Annotated in this window: 18 protein-coding genes and 5 pseudogenes; 7 read left to right on the top strand and 16 right to left on the bottom strand. The window is 39.5% G+C overall.

Translation table 11 applies throughout. The annotated features are described in order from the left end of the window. Positions 1-411 (top strand): annotated as a pseudogene (locus I8751_RS19940) (IS4 family transposase); the annotation flags it as partial. A 30-nt stretch (positions 412-441) separates the two neighbouring features. Here the strand turns inward: I8751_RS19940 and tnpC are convergent. The 3 genes and pseudogenes from tnpC to I8751_RS19955 all read right to left on the bottom strand — a co-directional run bounded on the left by tnpC (position 442) and on the right by I8751_RS19955 (position 2,752). Beyond that, positions 442-1,969: pseudogene (tnpC, locus tag I8751_RS19945) on the bottom strand (IS66 family transposase). 322 nt (positions 1,970-2,291) lie between these two features. Then, positions 2,292-2,510 (bottom strand): toxin-antitoxin system HicB family antitoxin, encoded by a 219-nt coding sequence (locus tag I8751_RS19950; protein WP_214440857.1) that lies wholly within the window; start codon positions 2,508-2,510, stop codon positions 2,292-2,294. 5 nt (positions 2,511-2,515) lie between these two features. Beyond that, on the bottom strand, positions 2,516-2,752 hold the full coding sequence (locus I8751_RS19955) for a PIN domain-containing protein (protein ID WP_449658080.1): 237 nt from the start codon (positions 2,750-2,752) through the stop codon (positions 2,516-2,518). On the opposite strand from I8751_RS19955, the gene I8751_RS19960 reads away from it, so the two are divergent. Beyond that, positions 2,751-2,990, top strand: a complete 240-nt coding sequence (locus I8751_RS19960; RefSeq protein ID WP_214440858.1) for a hypothetical protein — start codon at positions 2,751-2,753, stop codon at positions 2,988-2,990. The genes I8751_RS19955 and I8751_RS19960 overlap by 2 nt on opposite strands. A 1-nt stretch (position 2,991) precedes the next feature. Here the strand turns inward: I8751_RS19960 and recQ are convergent, their stop codons facing one another. The 3 genes from recQ to I8751_RS19975 form a co-directional block, all read right to left on the bottom strand. Beyond that, complete coding sequence (gene recQ / locus I8751_RS19965; protein WP_214440859.1) at positions 2,992-5,148, bottom strand: DNA helicase RecQ; 2,157 nt, start codon at positions 5,146-5,148, stop codon at positions 2,992-2,994. Between the two features lie 292 nt (positions 5,149-5,440). After that, complete coding sequence (locus I8751_RS19970; protein WP_214440860.1) at positions 5,441-6,967, bottom strand: DUF1565 domain-containing protein; 1,527 nt, start codon at positions 6,965-6,967, stop codon at positions 5,441-5,443. A 238-nt stretch (positions 6,968-7,205) separates the two neighbouring features. Further along, positions 7,206-8,009 (bottom strand): fasciclin domain-containing protein, encoded by an 804-nt coding sequence (locus tag I8751_RS19975; RefSeq protein ID WP_214440861.1) that lies wholly within the window; start codon positions 8,007-8,009, stop codon positions 7,206-7,208. A 735-nt stretch (positions 8,010-8,744) separates the two neighbouring features. On the opposite strand from I8751_RS19975, the gene I8751_RS19980 reads away from it, so the two are divergent. From I8751_RS19980 to rpoD, 4 genes are all read left to right on the top strand, one after another. Further along, entirely contained in the window at positions 8,745-9,536 is a 792-nt protein-coding gene (locus I8751_RS19980; RefSeq protein WP_214440862.1) for a glutathione S-transferase family protein, read from the top strand. A gap of 380 nt (positions 9,537-9,916) precedes the next feature. Then, the gene (locus I8751_RS19985; RefSeq protein WP_214440863.1) at positions 9,917-11,653 is read left to right on the top strand and encodes a helicase HerA domain-containing protein; all 1,737 of its coding nucleotides are present in this window, start codon (positions 9,917-9,919) and stop codon (positions 11,651-11,653) included. 531 nt (positions 11,654-12,184) lie between these two features. Continuing rightward, positions 12,185-13,168: an RNA polymerase sigma factor, RpoD/SigA family gene (locus I8751_RS19990; RefSeq protein ID WP_214440864.1), complete on the top strand. Its 984-nt coding sequence runs from the start codon at positions 12,185-12,187 to the stop codon at positions 13,166-13,168. 1,694 nt (positions 13,169-14,862) lie between these two features. Next, the gene (rpoD, locus tag I8751_RS19995; RefSeq protein WP_214440865.1) at positions 14,863-16,032 is read left to right on the top strand and encodes an RNA polymerase sigma factor RpoD; all 1,170 of its coding nucleotides are present in this window, start codon (positions 14,863-14,865) and stop codon (positions 16,030-16,032) included. Positions 16,033-16,149: 117 nt separating this feature from the next. Here the strand turns inward: rpoD and I8751_RS20000 are convergent, their stop codons facing one another. The 9 genes and pseudogenes from I8751_RS20000 to I8751_RS20040 all read right to left on the bottom strand — a co-directional run bounded on the left by I8751_RS20000 (position 16,150) and on the right by I8751_RS20040 (position 21,214). Continuing rightward, on the bottom strand, positions 16,150-16,335 hold the full coding sequence (locus I8751_RS20000) for a chlorophyll a/b-binding protein (protein WP_214440866.1): 186 nt from the start codon (positions 16,333-16,335) through the stop codon (positions 16,150-16,152). Between the two features lie 1,178 nt (positions 16,336-17,513). Continuing rightward, positions 17,514-17,912: pseudogene (locus I8751_RS20005) on the bottom strand (transposase); the annotation flags it as partial. 548 nt (positions 17,913-18,460) lie between these two features. Beyond that, positions 18,461-18,673, bottom strand: a pseudogene (locus tag I8751_RS29770) (IS701 family transposase); the annotation flags it as partial. Positions 18,674-18,736: 63 nt separating this feature from the next. After that, on the bottom strand, positions 18,737-19,132 hold the full coding sequence (locus I8751_RS20015; protein ID WP_214440867.1) for a response regulator: 396 nt from the start codon (positions 19,130-19,132) through the stop codon (positions 18,737-18,739). A gap of 34 nt (positions 19,133-19,166) precedes the next feature. Continuing rightward, positions 19,167-19,343, bottom strand: a complete 177-nt coding sequence (locus tag I8751_RS20020) for a hypothetical protein (RefSeq protein WP_214440868.1) — start codon at positions 19,341-19,343, stop codon at positions 19,167-19,169. A gap of 109 nt (positions 19,344-19,452) precedes the next feature. Then, positions 19,453-19,837: pseudogene (locus tag I8751_RS20025) on the bottom strand (response regulator). A 167-nt stretch (positions 19,838-20,004) separates the two neighbouring features. Next, the gene (locus I8751_RS20030; RefSeq protein ID WP_404800443.1) at positions 20,005-20,787 is read right to left on the bottom strand and encodes a sensor histidine kinase; all 783 of its coding nucleotides are present in this window, start codon (positions 20,785-20,787) and stop codon (positions 20,005-20,007) included. Continuing rightward, entirely contained in the window at positions 20,679-21,065 is a 387-nt protein-coding gene (locus I8751_RS20035) for a PAS domain-containing protein (RefSeq protein ID WP_214440870.1), read from the bottom strand. Before I8751_RS20035 ends, I8751_RS20030 begins: the two co-directional genes overlap by 109 nt. Further along, a complete protein-coding gene (locus I8751_RS20040) occupies positions 21,062-21,214 on the bottom strand; it encodes a hypothetical protein (RefSeq protein WP_214440873.1) in 153 nt (50 codons plus the stop codon). The genes I8751_RS20035 and I8751_RS20040 overlap by 4 nt, the downstream gene beginning before the upstream one ends. Before the next feature lie 115 nt (positions 21,215-21,329). On the opposite strand from I8751_RS20040, the gene I8751_RS20045 reads away from it, so the two are divergent. After that, positions 21,330-22,397: an IS4 family transposase gene (locus I8751_RS20045; protein WP_214440871.1), complete on the top strand. Its 1,068-nt coding sequence runs from the start codon at positions 21,330-21,332 to the stop codon at positions 22,395-22,397. Between the two features lie 455 nt (positions 22,398-22,852). On the opposite strand, the gene I8751_RS20050 is transcribed toward I8751_RS20045, so the two are convergent. Continuing rightward, the gene (locus tag I8751_RS20050; protein WP_214440872.1) at positions 22,853-23,266 is read right to left on the bottom strand and encodes a PAS domain S-box protein; all 414 of its coding nucleotides are present in this window, start codon (positions 23,264-23,266) and stop codon (positions 22,853-22,855) included. Positions 23,267-23,509 lie beyond the last annotated feature (243 nt).

Genomic DNA, 23,509 nt, shown 5'->3' on the forward strand with positions numbered 1-23,509 from the left:
AATCTAGATAGTCTTGCCGATGCCATTAAAGCATTTAAGTTGCGCAGTGGCATTGAGGCCATGTTCCGTGATTGCAAGACTGGTGGCTATAATCTTGAATCTACTTCTGCTGATGGTCAACGATTGATGGCACTGATTTTATTAATTGCTATCGCCTATACTTGTGCTGTTTTAGCAGGTCGTAACTCTCGTCAAATGGGATTACAAAAATATATTGGTCGTCTGAAGGAATTAAACCGACTACATCGCCGACATAGCGCATTTTGGGTTGGTTTGTATGGCCAATTATGGGTGGGTGCAATGGAGTTTTGGGCTGATTTAGCTCATGATTTAATGCGTTTAAAGCCCAGTAAACTACCCTATTTTCGCAAGGGTCTACGTGCTATGTCTCTTATCCAGTCTGCTTTGTAGCTTCTTTGTCACCCCTTCAGGGATTCAGGTCTAATATTGGGGAAGCAAAGAAGGACGAGACAGACTATGATTAGAGTCAGCAATTAGAGCTTGTGCAAAAAAATCAATGACAGACCTACCTTGACGACGGCACGGCAGTCGCTTCAAGTCGGCAGAGCCGCCCAACGCGCTGCCTCAAGTCTGTACTACCGTCAACAAATTGGCAGTGTGTTGAAACCGCTTCATTGAACGGGAACCACCACTAACCTTGCGTTTTGTCACAGCCAAACGAAGTGAGCGTTCAGCCTGATTATTATCAGGAGGAATTTCAGGATACTCAAGGAAATACCACCATTGATGAGCTTTATCGCGTAAAGAGCGTAAAGAGCGTAAAAGTCGGCCTGCGGTAGCTCCTGCAAGGTCAATCCACTGATTAAGTGTTTGTTGCAATTTAGATTTGAATTGATTGACCCAATCGTTGTAACTGTTCTGGTCAAGAGTTTCAAACCATTGAGCATAACTTCTAAAAGCTTCATCAATTAAATCAACAAACGCTTCACCAATAGCTTGGTTGTGAAGACCTGGAAGTTGAATTAATTTTTTGAAGTGACGGCGTAGATGAGCCAAACATTTCTGTTGGTCAGTTACAGCATAACCATTGTAAACACTAAAATCGTCGCTGCTAAGTACCCCTGTATATTTAGCTCCTAAAATTGTCTCTAATTCGGCTCTAGAACGAGTATCAGCCGCAGTAAACAGGCAAAACTCAGAATTGGCAACTACCCACAACCATTCTTTAACTCCCTTGACAGACCAAGGTGTTTCATCCACATGAACGTTAGGTTGTGTCTGTTTTACCCAATTACTTAACTCAGTAATACTTGGTTGAATCGCTGTTTGAATTCGTTCATTTGGTGGTGATTAAAGTTCCCAGACCAATTTCAATTTGACCCAATTCCCACAACATTTCCTGCTGTTTTTCATAGGGCATATGTGCATAATTATTTGCCCACCCTAAAAATGCCTGTAATTTCACCCCTAAATCTTGTCCTGGGATAATATCTTCTGGCCAAGCTGCTGTTTGTACATTTCCACAGCACTCACACACACAGGTTTGGCGTTGATACTCAACTATTTCTATGGGTCGTTCCACTAATTGCGCTACCGCGTGTTTTTCTACTTTTACTGCCACAGACGCAAATGCTTTTTGACCACAGTAAACACAGTTCTCTGGGCGTAAGATTTCATAACGGTCTACTCTGCCAAAACTTTTACGAGTCTTACCTTGATATCCTGGTTGCCCACCTGGTTTCTTTTTCGGCTGGTTTGATTCCTCTTGAGGAGGAACTTTTTTGTTTTCGCTCTTTTTGTGAATGTCTTGTGATGGTGGTTTCGATGAATTAGAACTATCCAAATCTCTGCTGATTTTTAAACGCTCTATTTCTTGCTGTAGTTCGTAGATAATTTTCTGTAGCTCACGTATTACCTTGTTCTGCTCAATGATTATCTCTACCAGTTCTTCCTTCGATAACTGGTTCAAGCTTTCTCGGTCTAAATCTTGAGGCAGGTTTTGGTTCATATCTGTGATACTCCTCCTCAACTGTCCCCTTTGTCAATACTCTGCTACCTGAATCCTTACAAACCATTTTGAATCTTTGCTTGAAACTCTACCGCATTCAACATATTTAGACTTTCTATCTACCTATATAAATTAATCTTAGCCCTATCCTTGACATTTCTAATAACCTTTACCAAAATCCGAATAGTGATCGTACTTGGTGATAGCGTTAAGACAGGCGATCGCACCCTTATTTTCTTATTCTTGTAAGGACGATCGTATCTAAATACTTTACTATGAGCGATCGCCTCCGGTGAGTGGTTGCATCATGGCACTACAAGCTCTATTCTGTCAGGGCATCAAGTTTAGCCAGTATTCTTAAGCCTTCTTTTGGGTTGCCAGTTGCAGCCATTGCTTTAAATCTTGTATGGGCATCAAATTCTGCTAAAGCTATTGTGGAGAGTTCTTCAATCAATTTATTGACACTGATGCCTTTGGCTTGAGCAAGTTCTTTCAATCTATTATGCTTATCGTCTGGTAAACGAATGGTTAAAGTTGCCATTTTTTTTAACTCCTAATCATTTGTTCAGGTTTTAATATTGATAGGTTAGGAAATAACAATTCAGTATTTTGGAAATCTTTGACATTGTTAGTGGCAATAATTTGAGCATTTCCCGCAACTGCTAATTCAATTAAGTGATTGTCAGCTTCGTCTTTTAAATTAGGTCGCCATAAATAGTAGATATAAACCCATTGACTTACACTCATCAATGATGCAAGTAAAGCAGAAATTTCTTCACTTATGGGCGATGTTTACGACGGGTTACGCCTACGCATCCAGGATAATCATACTCTCGTAAAGGTGATGTCTAGCGACAAGCCGCTTTGCATCTACGCATCTAAATACTTTACTACGATGATCGCACTTCTAGTGATAGTGTTAAGACAGGCGATCGCCTCCAATGAGTGTTTGCATCATCGCACTACAAGCTCTATTTTGTCAGAGGATGATAATTATAGAAATGTAGGTCAGAAAAATTGACTTACTTACGATTTTCACGCCGCCACTTTTCCCGCATGAGGCGAATTTCATCAAAGGTGTAACTTTCACCAAGTTGTTCTTTAATAGGAGTCAGTGAGATATCACCAAGCACTTCTAAAACTTGCCAAATTTTTTGTTGATGTTCTAGCGGTACTAGCTGATTAAAATCTACAGGCTGATTTTTTTCAATTAATTTTGCTAAGTGATTAAAAACTGTCGAAGGGCTGAGGTTGCGTTTTTGGGCAATTGCAGCAATATTCAAACCTTGTTGGTGCAATTTTAAAGTTGTTAATTCAGTGTCGGTAGGTAAATTTTTAAAAGCTGTGGTGCTATCGGGTTGTTCTGGTATGCCTTGTTCTTGGCGATAGGCTTTGATTTCTCCCAGGAATTTCTGACCATACTGGGCAAGTTTATGACTACCTACCCCAGAAAGTTTAGCAAACTCATTTAAGGTTTGAGGTTGTACCTGCGCCATTAATTTCAGCGTAGAATCGGGAAAGACAACATAAGGTGGGACAGATTGTTCATCAGCAAGTTGTTTGCGGAGCGATCGCAACTTCTGCAATAATATTTCTGCTTCGACGGCTTTTTCACTTCCTTCTTCCCAGGTAATCTTTTGTACTATTGGAGCCGCAATTGCAACTGTGCGCTGGCGCTTCATGACTTCCCAACTCAAGGCATTCAGTTTCAAAACAGAGTAACCATCACTAGTTTGTTCTAGCAAACCTTGATGCAAAAGCGATCGCCCCAGCATTCGCCACTCATCTACACCTCTATCTTTGCCAATACCATAAGTAGAAAGTTTGTCGTGTTCGTATTGAGTAATTTTCTGATTTTTGGCACCCCGCAACACATCAATAATGTGCAACATCCCAAATCTTTCTTTACAACGCGCCACACAAGATAAAAACTTCATGGCTTCAATTGTCCAGTCTTGGATTGGTTTGGGATAACGGCAATTATCACAGTTACCACAATTACCCGGAAAACGTTCGCCAAAATAACTTAGTTGAATTGTACGGCGGCAATCTGTACCTTCAGCATAATCAATTACCTGCCTTAGTTGTTGCTTGGCAATTAATTGTTCTTGAGGTTCGGTTTTTTGGTTAATACTCCATTCAATAGTTTTAATATCACTGAAACTAAAAAATAATGTACAACGCGAGGGTTCGCTATCTCTTCCGGCTCTACCAGATTCTTGATAATAACTTTCTAAATTACGGGGTAAATCAAAATGAACTACTAACCGCACATCAGGTTTATTAATTCCCATCCCAAAAGCAATTGTTGCCACCATCACGCGCACATCATCTCGAATAAATCGAGTTTGATTTGTGGAACGTTCTTCGTCAGTTAATCCGGCATGATAAGACAAAGCCGAAATCTTATCATTTTGCAGTTTAAAGGTAAGTTCATCAACTTTTTTACGAGTCAAACAATAAATAATTGCTGAACCGTCAATTTCTCTAATTAATTCTAATAATTCTGCATAAGCATATTTAGTTTTAGAACGAACTTCGTAATAAAGGTTTTGACGGTTGAAGCTGGCCAAGTGGATACTAGGTTGCTTTAATCCTAATTGTTGGATAATATCACCACGGACGCGATCTGTAGCTGTGGCGGTGAGGGCAATAGTGGGAATATTAGGGTAACGTTTCCGTAATGATCTTAATTGGCGATATTCTGGACGAAAGTCGTGTCCCCACTCCGAAACGCAGTGTGCTTCGTCAATAGCAAAGGTAGAAATACCAATTTCGTGATGTACTAAATCTAAAAATGGGAGAAATCTTTCACTTAAAAGACGTTCTGGGGCGACGTAGAGTAATCTAACTTTACCTTTAAGAATGGCTTCTTCACGCGATCGCACTTTATAAGCATTCAGACTGCTATTTAAAAATGTGGCAGAAATATTATTATTTCGCAGTGCTTCCACTTGGTCTTGCATCAAAGCAATTAGCGGCGACACTACCACCGTTAAACCTTTTTTGATTAATGCTGGTAGCTGAAAACACAGAGATTTTCCCCCACCCGTAGGCATCACCACCAGTAAATCCCGATTTTGCAGCGCATCTTCGATAATTTGCCGTTGTCCGGGACGGAATTGATCGTAACCGAAGTGATATTTTAGCGCTTGTTCGAGATGAGGATACTGAAGCATAGCGATCGCTTTTTTGCAGCCGTTCTGTGTGAGTAGTTATAACAGCATTATAAAAACTCTACCCACAAGAGGATAGAGTTTTGTCAGTGGTCAGTGGTCAGTGGTCGGTGGTCAGTGGTCGGTGGTCGGTGGTCGGTGGTCGGTGGTCGGTAATCGGTGGTCAGTGGTCAGTGGTCAGTGGTAAGTAGTCAGTGGAATAAACAACTAACAACTGACAACTAACAACTAACAACTAACAACTAACAACTGACAACTGACAACTGACAAATAACAACTAACCTGCGTAGCGTAATCAACCAGTTACAATATAAGGCGAATTAATCGCCGCTACACGACCAGCATCAACTAAAGCTTGATACACCATTACCGCTACCTCAGCGCGTGTAGCATCGCGGGTAGGGTTGAGTTGCTTAAGGTTTGGGTGGTTAACAATAATCTGCTTATTTATAGCTTTTGCAACCTCATCTTTGGCATAGTCAGGAATCTTTGTTTGATCATCAAAAGCCTTGATAGCAGTTGCAACATCACCAGATAACCCTAACCCGATTCCATTCACCAAAGAGACAATCACTTGCACACGCTGGATATTTTTATTGGGGCTAAAGGTATTGTCAGGAAAACCAGAGAGGAATTGCCCTTGATATGCTTGTTGAATTACTTTGGATGCCCAAAAGTCTGCTGGTACATCTTTAAATTTGATAGCAGCACGTTTGGCAGGTGGGTTGAAAGCTTTTATTAATAAAGCTGCGAACTGTGCCCGCGTCATTGTAGCATCGGGTTTAAATGTGCGATCGGGAAAACCGTTTACTATTCCCTGTTTGACTAACTCTCGAATAAATACAGATGCCCAATGATTACCAATATCACTTAATTCGATAGGATTTGGAGTTGGAGTTGGTGTTGGTGTTGGGGTTGGAGTTGGTGTTGGTGTCGGAGTTGGTGTTGGAACCTGACTATCTGCAAACTCTATATTACCCGTGACCTTAGACGGATTGATCTGATTACCTACTGAAACCAGCTTGTTGGAACTGGCATTTTGCACATCAAATTTACCGTTATTACGTAAAATGTTCCCGCCTGGGTTATTAGTGCTACCAATATCTGGTAACGCACTTGCAATTATTGTTAGACCATCATCAGTGTTATTCTCACTGAGATTGTTACGCAATACAGGACGCGCACTACCAGAAATAACTATTCCAGAGCGATTTTCAGAGATTTTGTTATCTATCAGTATGGGTGATGCTGCATCACTAATGGCAATACCGTAACCTGTTTTATAGCAAGTATTACCTTGAATTTTACCTTGGGAATTTTTAGCGATCGCAATCCCATTGGCAGCATTCTCACTAAACACGTTACCGAGAATAACTGGGTTAGCATCGCCTGTAGCAAAGACTCCTTCACGTTTGCACTGGGTGAAGGTGCAATTAGCAACGGTAGGAGATGTTGATTCAATCCAGACACCACTACCCCGACTAGCTAGATTGGTGACTGTCACACCCCGAAGTTCGGCGTTATCTTGTAAGACGAAGGTGACATTTTGACCAGCAAAAGTGCGACTGAGGTAGCTACCACTTCCTTCAATTAAAATGCTGTTACCTTTGTTGATTTCGTTACCAACCACAGTTACCCCAGATGGAACCGTCAGAGGAAAGACTTCCCCACTAGCGGCGTTGTAATTACCATTTGCAAGTTGAATTTTGGTATCGTTTGTGGCAACCTTAAGGGCTTGGGTGATTGTTTTAAATGGGGTTTGTTGATTACCAGGGTTGGTATCAATTCCTGTTACTGGATTTACGTAAAAAGTTTGTGCCATATTTATACTGTAAAAAAATACATAGCCATCCTAAGCCCTAACAATTAAAATCGGTAGCGATCGCAACATTTTTAATTTGCAAAAATGACTACCAGACTCATCTAGCACATTCCAGAAAATCGAGAATATATCTGCATTACAGGGTCTAGATACAAAAAACCGTTCAAATGTTAGATTTGAACGGGTATATTTTTATTTTCAAGTTATTTTTGCTACAGATAAAATTAACGCTGTAGTCTTACAAGTCAGGAGGTAAAATTACCTGATCAATTGCATGGATTACACCATTGCTACCTGTAATATCTGCCTTCACAACTTTGGCATCATTTACAGTTACGCCATTAGCAGGATCAACTTTGACGTTGATGGCACCACCTTCAATGCTTTTTACTTCACCAGATTTTAAATCGGTGGACAACACCTTACCACTCACAACATGGTAGGTTAAAAGCTTTACTAGTACTTCTTTATTTTCTGGCTTCAACAAATCTCGCACCGCGTCTTGTGGCAATTTAGCAAAGGCAGCGTCAGTAGGTGCGAAAACTGTGAAGTTTTCTTTACCTTGCAGAGTATCCGTCAGTCCAGCTGCTTTTAATGCCTGGGTTAACATTGTAAAGGAACCGTTTGACTCTGCGATCGCCACCAAGGTCTTGTCTTGAGTAGGGGTTTCAGTAGTTGGTACTTCAGACGGGGGTGTGGTAGGTGTCGCTTCTGGGGTAGTAGTTGGTGGAGTGGGTGTAGTTTCACTAGGTGTAGTCTGACTACCACGGTTATAAGGAGGCTCATCAAAAATACTGGGTCGAGGATTTAATGGGCTGTTTCCCCCACCCTGCGCTACTTGCTTTTTGCTTTTGGTGCTTTCTTTGGTTAATTCTGAAACAGGCTCAACTTGACTTCGGGTATAAGGAGCTTCATTAAAAATACTGGGGTTAGGATTTGTTGCTTCTTTTGCTCCAGACGGCAAAGCTATCAGAAAACTAACGCCCGCTACTCCTACTACACTGGCCAAGTTGCTCAACAATTTGCTGTAATTTGCCTTCATAAATTTTGTTTGTTTTGATTTTACACAAGTTACATAAAGACTTATAACATTTTGCTACCCACAAAATCTAACCATAGAAGCAAGATTTTTTGGCAAAAATATGATGCGGTTGTAAAACTCTATGATCATGGATCTTTAACTCAAGGTAATTTCAATTGAAAAAATTTACTCTTCAGCTTTACTGAATCATTGTTTACAGCATAATTTTTACCTTTCCTCATGTCAGACTAATCCTAAAATAATGCGAGTTACTGGAGAAATAAATTGTACCAGTAGCAATTTCATAACTACAAGTTTGAAATAACTCACAGTAAAATTCAGTAAATTTGTTAAATTAGCTACTTATCTTTGGGGTAATTGCATACTTATCAAAAGGTGCTAATCTATATGAGACGTAGGCTGATCAAGAAAAAGTTCCTCGACTCTCAGAATAAATTAGGTAAATTTAAAAAATCCTAGAACAAGTATGCTAGAAGCGATAGAAACAAACTTGACTAGTAATACTGAAAAAATAATAAATTAAGCTTATGTATGCCTGTTTAGTCCATTAACTAAATTAGTTGAGATTCTCACAAGATAAAGCATATTTATTTTGACAAAATCAACTAGGTTGTCAAAAAAATAGACTTTGCCGATAAATATTCTGGCAATAAATTGATTGGTTGACTCAGAAAATAGCTGAAACTAAAGATACAATAATAAAGTTGATTGTGCAATTAATTATCAGGTATCAATATGTTGGAATTATACCAATGGGAACTATCCCAATACTCGGAAAAAGTACGCCTGATTTTAGATTTTAAAGGGCTAGATTACCGAAAAATAGAGGTTACGCCTGGAATTGGACAAGTAGAATTGTTCCGACTCACTGGTCAAAAACAAGTGCCAGTATTGAAAGATGGTAATAAATATATTGCTGATTCCACAGAAATAGCTAAGTATTTAGACTTACAATATCCGGAACGCCCACTGATACCAAAAGACCCAAAGCAAAAAGGTTTATGTTTATTGATGGAAGAATGGGCTGATGAATCAATAGGTATTAAAGGTAGAAAAGCTTTATTTTCTGCAATTAGTCAAGATCAAAATTTCCGTAAGTCTTTATTACCCACCTCTACACCAGATGTACTTAAAACTCTAGTAGGCGGAGTACCCACTGATTTCCTCACAGTTTTGGGACTTGGAGTAGGTTATAGTCCAGATGTAATCAAATCAGCGATCGCCGACTTAAAGCAAGATTTAGAAGCACTGACTTTATTATTGGCAGATAGTCCCTATTTAACTGGGGATGAACCAACTTTAGCTGACTTGGCAGTAGCAGGTTTGTCAATGCTATTGAAGTTTCCTGAAGGGCCATATCTAGATTTACCTGCATCTATCAGAGGTAGAGGAGTTCCTTCATTAGGACATAATCCTGATTATGAACCATTTTTCACCTGGCGCGATCGCCTCTATGCCCAATTTCGTAAACCGCTAATCGCTACACCTGGATCTGGAAGCGCCCCTACTGCAATTCAAATCGATTAGATAATCAATACCTTTGCCAAAATAAGAGCCTAGATAAATTTTGGCAACAGTGGCAAAATTCAGCATACATCAGCGTTTCGATGAAAAGGTAGTTTTGAATCTGAAACCCTTATCCTGCCGTTAATACATTAAAAAATCTTTGTGGGACACCTTAAAGGAATTTTTAGGACTGATTATTTTTGCCAATCCTCAAACAAATAGGAATTAATGGTTGAAGCATTATCATCTCACCTTCGTAAATTGGCGAAGATATTGATCAACATAGCAGTTTTAATAGAGATAGAATACACTACACTACTCTAGTCCCTAGTCTCTAGCCCCTCCAAGGAAAATTTAACTATTGACTAATGACTATTAACTCATGACTATTAACTAACCAAATGAATTCGGCACAACCATTACCATTAGGTTCGGTAATTCAAGGTTCTCTGACTGGGGGATTAGAAGTGCGATTGCACCCTGATATTTCTGTTGAAGATATGCGGGTAGGTAAGTTTTTAGTTGTGCAGGGGATGCGATCGCGTTTTTTCTGTATGCTGACAGATGTGGCGCTGGGAACTGCTAACGCGCGCATTATTGCTAATCCCCCCAGTTGGGAAGACACTTTTTTACGAGATGTTTTAGCCGGAAGCGGTACTTATGGAACTATCAACCTCGCACCGATGTTGATGTTCACTCCCGAATCTGATGAATCTTTGACGCTGCATAATGGCAAATCGACTAATCCCTTTTTACCATCAACCACAGGTTTGGCATCATTTCAGCCCCAAACCAGTACCACGATGGAATTATTGCCAGTTAAAACTATTCCCAGCCATTTTAGCCAAGTTTACGAAGCCAACGTGGATGATTTTCGCCGAGTATTTGGTTGGGAAGATGACCCCCAAAGGCGCAACTTTTCTATCGGTAAACCTTTAGACATGGATGTCCCAGTTTGTATCGATTTAAACCGCTTTGTCGAACGTAGTAATGGCGTTTTTGGTAAATCTGGTACTGGTAAATCCTTTTTGACGCGCTTACTTTTAGCTGGTGTCATTCGCAAAAACGCAGCAGTCAACTTAATCTTTGACATGCACTCTGAGTATGGCTGGGAAGCAGTCGCAGAAGGTAAGAACGTCAATACAGTTAAAGGGCTCAAGCAACTATTTCCTGGGAAAGTTGAAGTCTATACCCTAGATCCCGAATCGACAAAGCGCCGGGGAGTGCGGGATGCTCAAGAACTTTATCTCAGTTATGAGCAAATTGAAGTTGAAGATATTAAATTATGCAGTCGAGATTTAGGATTGTCGGACGCAGCTTTAGATAACGCCAACATCCTATATAGCGAGTTTGGCAAGTCTTGGATTGTCCAACTGCTGAACATGACTAACGAAGAAATTGAGATGTTTTGCGATGAGAAGCGAGGACATAAAGGTTCAATCATGTCCTTACAGCGCAAACTTCTGCGGATGGATAGTTTAAAATATATGCGAGCAGTTTGCCCCCAAAATTACATCAGTAAAATTTTGCAATCTCTAGAAGCTGGGAAAAACGTAGTGGTGGAATTTGGTTCCCAGTCCAACATGCTCTCTTATATGTTGGTGACTAATATGATCACCAGACGGATTCACGAACATTACGTCAAGAAAGCAGATAAATTTTTGCAGAGCAAAAATCCTTGCGATCGCCCAACTCCCTTAATGATTACTATAGAAGAAGCCCATCGGTTTCTTGACCCAGGAGTTGTCCAAAGTACTATCTTTGGTACAATTGCCCGCGAACTCCGGAAATATTTTGTCACTCTGATGGTAGTTGATCAACGTCCATCGGGGATAGATAATGAAGTTATGTCCCAAATTGGGACTCGGATCACCGCTTTGCTCAATGATGAAAAAGACATTGATGCAATTTTTACTGGTGTATCTGGCGCTGGTGGACTGCGATCAGTGTTATCAAAGTTAGACTCTAAGCAACAAGCTTTAATTTTAGGTCACGCCGTTCCTATGCCCGTAGTGGTGCGTACCCGTCCTTACGACTCAACCTTCTATGCAGAAATTGGCGACCCAGCTTGGGAAGAAAAGCCAGATGAAGAAGTATTCGCCGCCGCTGAACTAGCCAAAGCCGATCTCGGTTTTTAGCGAGCCAAAGTCATGAAACCTTGAACTCTGCCTCTTGTTTGAACATTTAGTAACATCCCTCCATCATCACAGTCCGCAAAGTTCGGTTATCTCGCTACTTGTAAGCAACTGTAGAGCAGGTTTTGCCGTCACTATAGATATAGTCAGATCTATTAAGGAACTTAAAAATAAAATTTGGCAAACAGACAATTTTGCATTATAATACATAGCCTTCGATGGGCTACTTTACTATCTGCCTAATTTGTCTTACTATAAGAAAAGTAGAACTCATATCGACTTCGGATTTTATCGTTGCTGTCAACGAGTACGGATAAGAAAGAATTCTTGGAAATAAACCAGCGTGCTTTTAAGAGATTAAAAAATTTAGGGAATATAGGGGAACCTATCTCAGGGACACGGCTTCTTGAAAACGAAGGTACAAACAAATTGCTTTTGGTAGCGCCCTATGTTCCGTGATATATGTACTACCTTTTTCATGCACTTAGTTATTAAATATTCATTGTGTTTACGGATGTAGAGGAAAACGCACCAATGCCTACTGTTAACACCCAAAGCGAAAACTTGAATACCAAATTTACGGCTGATATGGTGCGAACCTATCTGCGGGAAATTGGTCGTGTACCATTGCTAACTCGTGAACAAGAAATTGTTTTTGGGAAGCAAGTGCAACAAATGATGAAGCTTCTGGATGCTAAAGACGATTTAGCGAAAAAACTAGATCGCGAGCCAACTTTACTTGAGTGGTCTGAACAAGTTCAGCAATCTGAAACTGAGGTCAAACAGACAGTTGCTCAAGGTAAACGAGCCAAGCAAAAAATGATTGAAGCGAATCTACGCTTGGTCGTGGCGATCGCCAAAAAATACCAGAAGCGGAACATGGAGTTTCTAGATCTTATCCAAGAAGGAACTCTAGGACTAGAAAGGGGTGTGGAGAAATTTGACCCCATGAGGGGTTATAAGTTCTCGACTTACGCTTACTGGTGGATTCGACAAGCAATTACACGCGCGATCGCCCAGCAAGGTCGTACTATTCGCTTACCAATCCACATTACCGAGAAACTGAACAAAATCAAAAAAGTGCAGCGAGAATTGGCTCAAACCTTGGGGCGATCGCCTTCTCCTGCGGAAATTGCCAAAGAATTGGAGTTAGAACCAGCTCAGATTCGTGAGTATCTGAATATGGCACGTCAACCAGTGTCTTTAGATGTAAAAGTTGGCGATAACCAAGATACCGAACTGCAAGAAATGCTGGAAGATGACGGCCCATCACCAGAATATTACACCACTCAAGAATTCTTGCGTCAAGACCTCAATACCCTGTTGGCAGAACTGACCCCCCAACAACGAGAAGTTGTGGCCTTGCGCTTTGGTTTAGAGGACGGCAACGAAATGTCGCTGGCAAAAGTGGGTGAGCGACTGAATCTCAGCCGTGAGCGCGTCCGCCAGTTAGAACATCAAGCTCTTGCTCATCTGCGTCGCCGTCGGGCCAATGTCAAAGAGTATGTTGCTAGCTAAAAACAGATAACTTTTAGTTAGGTGACGCGCCTCCTGAATTCAGGGGGCGATTTTTTATCTCCTAAACTAACGTGAGTTCGACAAGTCTTATTTGACCTCTCCCCCAACCCCTCTCCGACATGGCTATCTATTAGTCACATCTTTCTTTACAATCTTGAAACGCTTGTTTTGTAAGCATCTTAAACATCCAAACTGTGTTGCCATGGTACTGATTTTATGCAAAATTACACGGTAAAAATAAATACCAAAACTTTCTGTTGTCTTTTTAAGCAATAAAAGTTATTTGATAAAATATACCAGTTTGAATTGCCAAAGTTATCAATTTACTTTTATTTCAATTCATAATTAACGTTTTTTGTCAAGATTATTTTAACATTTATTTAATATTATTCAGATATGCCCATTTCTTCAGCACTTCAGTAGACTGTAAAAGTTTCAATCTGTAACTTATAGGTTAATTTTTACCACAAGCCAGAAAAGCATTTGTTATGCTGATAAGGCAAATATCCATTCTATTTGTCCAAATATCTTAAAGATTGGATATCATATCCTAAACAATATTACCCCAAGGATAAAAGTATTATATTTAACAATCATATTACTGAATATCACTTTAGTAACTCAATCGAAACCAATCTTTTAACTACTTTATGTTCTAATCTTATTGTTAGTAGCAGCAAATAACAGCTTGCTATCAGCTTCCAAGATTGCAGTAGTAATTGTTATTGTTTTCCTTGTATCCGATAAAATTTTGTCTTAAGTAGGCTAATATCTGTAATCTCAACTGTTAAATCCTTTCTAAATTGATTAAAATATCCTTGGATACAATAAGAACAGTTTGTCAAGTTTCATAGGGTTGAAATCTCAGCAGTGCGCTAATGTGTGAATAAGACCGAATCAGTTAAATCTCAATTAATCGTTATTTAGCTGATTCTGCCAAAGCCTCAGCTCCTAGTTCAGGCAGTTGGCACACATCAGGTTAAGCATCTTAAGATAAGCTAAGCATCACCACTCTTACTTTATTTATCCTGCGGAAAACCCCGCTCAACTCTCCAAAAAAAGTCAGTTATGAAGGAAATGTAAAAATGGGTCGCTTAATACATTGAGGCTAAGTTAACATAAAGTACCCTTATCTAAGTAAATTATGTTATACATAATACCTAAGAATCTGTAAGGGCACTTATAGTTTTCTTTTCATGTAAAGCTCATTTCACTACAATTCCAAAAAGTTTTAGGAAAAATTTAAGCGCATGCCTAACATTTCCTATGTCTTTTTGATAATAGTGACTTTATCTTACTTAATGACTTCATGATTGATACACAAAAAGAGTGCAATTTCTGTGAAACAGGCTACAATCGGAACAGTCTTTGTAAGGAAATATGCCAACAGTCATATTAGTTATATATGGAGTGGTAAATTTTTTTATCAAGACAAGTCTTTTTTGAGACTAGCCAATTAAAAGTTGTGTGCAACAGCAACACATACTACTTTTGTTAAAGTGATTAAGTCAGCATTAACTGCGACTTTCCACATTCAGTAGAAAACTCCTCTTTTAAGAGGAATAAAACTTCCGAAAGTATCTTAGGGAAATCAGCCTAAAACCCTATTTTTCGGTTGTTAACTAGCTCTGTTAAAAAAGAGCAGTAAACACATCTTGAGTAATTGATTCTGCAAGGAGCATGAGGAACGCGGCATGAACCAGGCTAACAACGTACTCGAAAGCATATATCAGCCTGACCTAGAAATAATGAATCAGCCTGAGCTCGAGTTAGAAGAACTCTTAATCGAGGATGAAGAGGACTTGCTGATCACCGATGACGGCGACGATGAATTTTTAGAGCCTCAGTCTGATGAGGACGACGCAAAGTCTGGAAAAGCCGCTAAATCGCGTCGTCGAACACAAAGCAAGAAAAAGCATTATACCGAAGACTCGATTCGCCTTTATTTACAAGAAATCGGTCGTATTCGTCTGTTGCGGGCAGATGAAGAGATTGAATTGGCACGAAAAATTGCCGATTTGCTGGAATTAGAAAGGGTGCGGGAAAGACTTTGTGAACAACTAGAACGCGATCCTAGAGATAGTGAATGGGCAGAAGCAGTACAATTACCATTGCCAACATTTCGTTATCGTTTGCATGTTGGTCGTAGGGCAAAAGATAAGATGGTGCAATCAAACTTGCGCCTTGTGGTTTCAATTGCTAAAAAGTACATGAATCGTGGCTTATCCTTCCAAGATTTAATTCAAGAAGGCAGTCTTGGTTTAATTCGTGCTGCTGAGAAGTTCGACCACGAGAAAGGTTACAAGTTTTCTACTTATGCTACATGGTGGATTCGTCAGGCAATCACCAGAGCTATTGCTGACCAATCTCGTACAATCCGTCTTCCGGTTCACCTCTACGAAACCATCTCACGGATTAAGAAAACCACCAAACTGCTTTCTCAAGAAATGGGTCGCAAACCCACCGAAGAAGAAATTGCTACTCGCATGGAAATGACCATCGAGAAGTTGCGGTTTATTGCTAAATCTGCCCAACTACCTATTTCATTAGAAACGCCTATTGGGAAAGAAGAAGATTCTCGATTGGGCGATTTTATTGAATCTGATGGTGAAACCCCAGAAGATCAAGTTTCCAAAAATCTTCTACGTGAAGACCTAGAAAAAGTCCTAGATAGTCTTAGTCCTCGTGAAAGAGACGTTCTTAGACTCCGCTACGGTTTGGACGATGGTCGTATGAAGACCTTAGAAGAAATTGGACAAATTTTCAATGTCACCCGTGAACGGATTCGTCAAATTGAGGCTAAAGCACTCCGCAAGTTACGTCACCCAAATCGTAACAGTGTCCTCAAAGAATATATTCGGTAATTAATTGTCAGCAATAAATGACAATTAAAAGCTGATCAAAAGTCAACAAATAAAAACCTGGTAGTGAACTATCACTCCAGGTTTCTTAATTTATTGACAAGGTTTTGTCCTAATTACTTATAAAATACCCCAAAAATGTAGGAAACCTTGTCCAGAAAAAAGCTCAATTAATACTGCTGCCAAAAAGCCGATCATTGCCAAACGACCGTTCCAAATTTCTGCTTGGGGAGTAAAACCCCAGCGCCAAGCGTTGCGATCTTCAACTACGGGGGTGGTAACTTTTGCGGTGGTTGCGTTAGTCATGGTTGGCACTCCAAACTGGATTTACGAAGGATTGTTGCCTTATGTGAACTAATATAACAATATTTTTCGGGTATGCAACCATAATTTATATTTTTATTTCTATAGCTTGACTTAAATAGCAGATATTGATAAAAAAACGATAGATACATCTATCTTCAGGTAGAATTGCTAAATAACAGCTTTAGTCCACATTCCGCATCACAAAGTGTTACACATAGGGCGAAGGTCAACTGCCCCACCGACAAGCGGATAGGGCTTGTAACTGACCGAAAGAATCAATAGACCTCTTGCACGAATATTTAAACACTGAAATGTAGAACTTGATTTAGCGTTCTCCTTTGCGTCTTTGCGCACCAGTTGCTACAAGTCGGGGAACCGCAAGGGCGCACTGGCTTGCCTTTGCGCGAGCTTTTAAAGATATTTGCAGCAATACCAAAGTATTTATGCAAGATGTCTAATAAAGAATGTAGGATTTTTGTAACAAAAAACACTCAAAAATTATGGTGAAAAATCAGCAAGAGTAGTGCAAGGTCTGGGAGAAACAAGAAAAAAGATTCATTTTTACTGAATACTGCCGTTAGCCGTGTTTCAACTGTGCTAAAAAATTATTTGTTTTGGTGGACAATCTCATGAAACTAGAGTTAGGTGATAGTGAAATTAAGCGGTGAGTTGAACATATTCGGCAACATGGAAAAATTCGCACACCTGCGGCTTGAATAATCCCGTTTTATTGGTGAATCATGCCAATATTGTTTCTTTCCAAGAGGGGGTAAAAGGTAAGGGGTAATACCAATTCGCAATTCGCAATTCGCAATTAAAGAACTTAGATGCAGCAAAGTTTTCAATGGTTAAATCTGTATCATATTTTTCGTGAAATGGTATAGGGGGTAAAGGAATTAAATTTAAAACTTTTCCCCAGATGGTATAAAGCCCGCGAAGCTCTTTGTGCAGAATCCTCTGTCCGGAAGACTTCGCCTATTTTTAAATAGTGGGGTTCCCTTTCCCCTTTCGCCCTTCCCCTTTTCCCTTCTTCATCCCTTGCTGAAAAAGTCAGAAAAAAGCAATTTTAATGTTAACTAGTTATTTAGGGCTTGCTGAAAAAGTCAGAAAAAAGCAATTTTAATGTTAACTAGTTATTTAGACCCAGTTAAGGATAAGTTTTGTTGACTATAAATATTTCAAGTATAAACTGTATTTATATTAGACCCGAAAAAAGGTGTGATTTTCAAAAATAGACATAAAAAAGCGTAAAGAAGCCGTGACAAGTGAGTAGAGAGATTCATCACTAAAAAAGTAATAGCAATTGCAGTCATAGAGGTATGAGACAGTTTAGTCATCACTCTACCAAGGCTAAATCGTCTTTTAGCTTGTCCAAACTTTCCCTCAATAGAATTACGAATCCTTTCATCCTCTTGAGCTTGTTTCTTTTTTTGTTTACTGAGATTAGCTGGAGGTCTTCCTAAGGGAACTCCACTGATTCTAATACCTCTTTCTTTACACCAAGCTCGGTTTTCTCTGGTTCGATAAATTTTATCAACATGAACGGATTCTGGATAATAACCAGTGTAGTTTTTATATCCTAATTTGATACAGGATTTGCTGTAAATCAAGTTCACTAACGAATTGGTGCTTGAAGAACATAAGAATACAAACATGACTTTAATTTATTTAACCCAAAAATATTTAAAAAATGTATCTTCAATGATTTTTTAAATGTAGAATTATTAAATATAATTAAGATGTATAGTATTTTTAAATTATTAATGATAAATGAATATGGCGCTGTTTCCCCAACGCACTGCCTCTTTTATCGGCGGTTAATTATTTATTGCTGTACCTCACAAATGTGAGAATTGCTATGAAAGCAAAAATGAAACTTGCAATTATTAACCCTCATTTGTCACTCTAGGCAGAGGAAAAGTAGAAATCAGGGTGAGTCAGGAAAATGAAAATTGAACTGGTGAGGTTATAAATAATAGATTGAAGTTTAGAAAAACCCAAGGATAATTGGGGAATAGGAAAAACTGTTAACCAGGGGTATATCAGGTTAAATAGGATAAAAGGTTGGGCAATTAAGCGGAGATTGTTCAGAAGATTTTTCCAGCCTTTTTCATCATTCCACCAAGGAAGTTAAAAAATGATGCAACCCTTGCTGGTTATCCAATCCTACAATTTTTGCTATTTCTGGTAGGGTTTTACGCTTTAGATCACAAATGCAGCCTACATGCAGATATTTAAAAGCCTCAAAACTCCTAACATCTGGAAACAGGCTTTTATACCACTGGCAATATTCGTCCACAAATTTTACTGTTGGTGCGGCTGGACGGGGCTGTACCATACTCTGTGTCTTGGTTCTAGCGTTTGTACCTTATTATACTACTGCCAACGTGACAAAACAGGGTTAATCACAAATTGGCATAAAGTCCCAACCCAGCATTGTCCTAATCTGAATAGGAAGTGTAACTGGATCAAAAGGTTTGAGGATGATACCTGCAACTTGATACTGTTGGAGAATTTGCGAATCTATCCACCGTGCCTTAGCACTCAATACCACAACGGGAATTGCTTGAGTTTCTGGATTACTTCTGAGTTGATTCATAAACCTCAAACTATTCATGCCGCGTATTGATAAATCCAGGACGATCGCATCAGGATGAGCAAGCGCAGCTTTAAACAATCCATCTAATGGAGACTCAGCAGTTATTACATTCCAACCAGCTAAATCTTTGAGGCAGAGTTCCACAACTTCCCGCACATTGAGTTCATCATCAATGAGCAATATCGTTTTGGTGGTCATATTTACCACCCCTACAGATCTCATTTCACTCTACTCAATAGAAAAACGGACTTTGCTGTTGGAAAGCAATAACACGCACTTTTACGGTTGGTCGGTGCAAAGCCGAAATGCCAAACCTATGATCTTTAATTTGCCCCAGAGCGCTACTATGGAATGGCAACAAAGTAAAAGTTATTGTTTCTTCATCTCGTTCAACTTGATAAGTGTTCATATATTTTTTATCTTTCTTGTGAAAATAAAGTTTTCATCTGTAAATAAGAAAGATAAGTTAGAAAAATAAAGAACTAATAAAGAGCTAGATTTCGTTACAAAGTTTAAAATTACTCTTCCCATCCAAGAATATTAGCTACTTCCTCACAAATGGTGGTTGGTTCAAAAGGCTTGGTGATTACACCGGCAATTCCCATCTGGGCAAAAGCGGGTGCGATCGCTTGGTAAAACTTTCGCAGTCAGCAGAATCACTGGAATAGATTGGGTGGCTGCATTTGCCTGAAGTTGCTCGTATACTGCAAAGCCATCCATGTCAGGCATAGAGACATCGAGCAAAATAGCATCAATATTAAAATATTCTGTCTGAGCAATGTTTAAGCCTTCTTGCCCAGATGCAGCCATTAACGTATCCCATTCGCCCAAATCTTCCAGACAAGCCTGGACTAATTCACGGATTCGTTCTTCGTCATCGACAATTAAAACTTGTTTAGTCATTTGTCAGTGGTCAGTGTCAGTTGTTAGTTGTTAGTTGTTAGTTGTCAGTGGTCAGTTGTTATTTTTCTTGCTTCCCCTGCTGGGTTTGTTAAGCGTAGTGATGCATTGAGCGTTCGACTGAGCTCACGCCGAAGTCTTGTCGAAGTGTCGAAACACTGCTCTCTTTTTCAATGCAATGGCAGAGTGAAGAAAAACGTACTACCGACACCAACAGTGCTTTCTGCCCAGATTTGCCCACCGTGTTGCTCAATAATACTACGACAGATTGCCAATCCCAAGCCTGTGCCGCCTTTGGTGCGAGAATCGGAGGCATCTACTTGTTGAAATCTACCAAAAATTGTTTCTAACTTATCTGCTGGGATACCTCGTCCTTGATCCGTTATTTGGAACAATACGCGATCTTTTTGCTGTTGGACATTCAGGGTAATAGTAGAATTATTGGGCGAAAATTTTAGGGCATTACCCAACAGATTGGCGAGTGTTTGAATAATGGCATCAGCTGCTGCCCAAACATGAGCATTGCTGGAATGGATATGAAAGCTAATATGTTGCTGCTTGGCGATCGCTTGCACTCCTGCTACTGCTTGCTCAATCAAATCAGCCGCTTCGCAGGTGGTTTTTTCTAAGACTGCATGACCCGACTCTAAGCGTTCTAAATCTAAGATATCGTTGACTAGACGCACCAAGCGATCGCTATCGATAGCTGCAATTTCAATCATCCGCTTGGACTTGTCTGGTTTTTTATCGTAGATACCAGTATTTAATAAGCCTAGTGCAGCCCGAATTGCAGTTAAAGGAGTACGGAGTTCATGACTAATGATGCCAATAAACTCACTCTTCATCAGCTCAATCTGCTGTAATTCAGTGATATCTTCCGCAATCCCCGCAATCCGCACGATTTCCCCCACGTCATTTTTAATCGGGAAAGCGCGATCGCGAATCCAACGAATGGAACCATCGGGACGAATGATGCGATATTTTTATCGTATGACGATGTTTTTACCTGTTCAATAAGTTCAAGTTCGACGCGCTGGCGATCTTCTGGGTGAATTGCATCTAACCAATTTGAATAGTTTTGGTAAAGACTTTCACAGCTTTTTTGCCAAATTTTCTCGTAAGCCTTGCTTACATAGAGAACTTGCTGACTTTGATTATCTGTCATCCAAAATACTGCTTGGATGTTTTCTAGGGTGTTGATTTTGTCGGAAAAGCTATCAAAATTTTTCATGCAGTTTCTGTGTCGTCAGTTGAGGCAGAAAATAGAATTCTCCTTTTCGAGAGCATAGATTGACCAAAAACTTGCTCAGACCAATCTTCAACATCCAAAAACCGAATTGTTTCTAATGCTTCTTTGACAAGAGTAGTTGTCAAATTCATAGTTGATAAACAAATACTCAAAAACCAGAAGTGTTGAACGTTAAGAAAAAGCTGATAAAAATAGCCCAAAATTTGGTAATATTTGGGCGAATAGTTAAAATATTTTAGTTTGATAATGATTATAAAATCATTTCCCAGGATTGTCAAAGATATCCTGAGTGATCTGCCAAAAAAAGATTATCCAGTATTGAACAGCCGTCTGTTCTTTGAGTGTTGGCTATCTTATGTATTGGATAATAGCCTCACAAGTATGCGAGATTTATTTAAGAGACTGAATAATACAGGTTTTGAAGTAGATATTTCTACTTTTTTCAAAGCTAACTTGCATCGAAGTCAAAAACCATTCCAAGAAATCTATAAAAAATTGAATGAGTTAGTACAAAGTAAAACGCACAAAAAATTACACGATAAATATGCTATTTGTCCAATTGATTCGACAATTATTACGTTGACAAGTAAGTTGCTATGGGTGCTAGGTCATCACCAAGTAAAACTTTTTAGTTCGCTGAACTTAGCGACAGGAACGCCATCAGATAACCTGATAAACTTTGGGCATAAACATGATTATAAATTCGGTTCAAGAATGATATCGAATTTGCCAACAGATGCTGTAGGCGTAATGGATAGAGGAGGCAGTGCGTTGGGCGGGTTCCCCGACTTGAAGCAACTGCCGTGGTTTGCTGGATTAAAATTTATCAAAGAATTAGTTCAGGAGAAAAAATATTTTGTTCTGCGAATAAAGAATAATTGGAAGCTAGAATTTGAAGAATCAACCGGCTTAGTTAAAGTTGGTACATCTGATGATGCTCAAGCCTATAGGGTTGTTAGCTTTTGTGATTTAGAAACGAAAACTGAGTTTCGTTTAGTCACTAATTTACCTGGGTCAGGAGAAGCCGCAGTCAGTGATGATGAAATCAGAGATATTTATCGATTGCGTTGGGGAGTGGAATTGTTATGGAAGTTTTTAAAAATGCACTTAAAACTCGACAAATTAATTACCAAAAACGTCAATGACATCACGATACAAATATATGTGAGTTTGATCGCTTATCTCATTTTACAGCTTTCATGTATTCCTGAACAATGGGGAAACACACTATTAGATAAAATTCGCTATATTCAGTCTTGTATGTGTCAGAAAATTAGCTATTTTCATTGGTTTGAGGAGATGATGTCATGTTGACAATTTCACGCTTTGTAGACTTAGTATAATCAACTGTGTAAAGTTTTGTATCAACATTCAACGTTTCTGTTCTATGTTCGCTTTGTGTAGTTTTGTTTCAGCAATTTTGGCTCGATTTTTCCAATAATCTCTTGATGCGGATAAATCTCTTACTTTTATTTCTAATGCTCTGAGTTTTTTCTGTTTTTCCAAAGCTCTGAGCTTCCAATTGTCTCGACCCTTGTGAAATAGCCTTACCAATCGGCTGCTTGGGCTTTTAAACTCTTGCATTTACATTCACACGCTACATAGTTCTTGCAGGAAAAGCTACCATCCTCAAGCTCTCAAAGTCAACACCCTAGATGTTTTCTGCCAGCTGACGAAACTTTTCTTCGCTTTGGCGCAAAGCTGCTTCTGCTTGTTTTTTTGCTGTGATGTCATTGTTAATTTCTAGGATCTTAATTGGTTTACCAGCATTATCTGTGTGTAAAACCCAACGACTGGCGACACTGATGGGTTGACCATCCCGCCCGCCTGAATTGGTTCAGTTCGCCTTCCCAATAGCCCTTTTCTAATAGTTCTGCTGCAATTTTTGGCAAGGGTTGAGGAAATTGAGTTTTCAAGAGAGTATATGAAATTTGCCCCACAGCCTCGGCTTGCTTCCAGCCATACATATACTCGGCTCCCTTGTTCCAGAAGTTGATCGCCCCATTTAAGTCGCGAGTGATGATGGTATCGTGTGCTAAATCCAGTAGTTGTGCTTGTTCTAAAAGTATGAGTTGGGTTTGTTGCTGTTCTATCACCGTTTTGAGCAGGCGATCGTTTGTCTCCTTCAGTTGTGCGGTTCGCTCTACCACCCGTTGCTCAAGTTCAGCATTCAGTTGTTGCAAGGCAATCTCGGCTTGTTTACGTTCGGCTTCGCCGCGCTTGCGATCGCTAATACCAATTCTCTAAAATATGGCTACAGATGAGAGAATAAGATTTAATGAGATGAAGGATGAACAATGTCAGGGGTATATAAACTAGAAATTAAAGAAACTCAAGAAGAACTCAAAGAGTTACTGGCAATACAAAAAACTGCAACTGGTAAAGAACGAGTGCAGTTACTCTATCTACTCAAAACAGGTCATGGT

The organism is Atlanticothrix silvestris CENA357, assembly GCF_016056295.1.
Classification (GTDB): domain Bacteria; phylum Cyanobacteriota; class Cyanobacteriia; order Cyanobacteriales; family Nostocaceae; genus Atlanticothrix; species Atlanticothrix silvestris.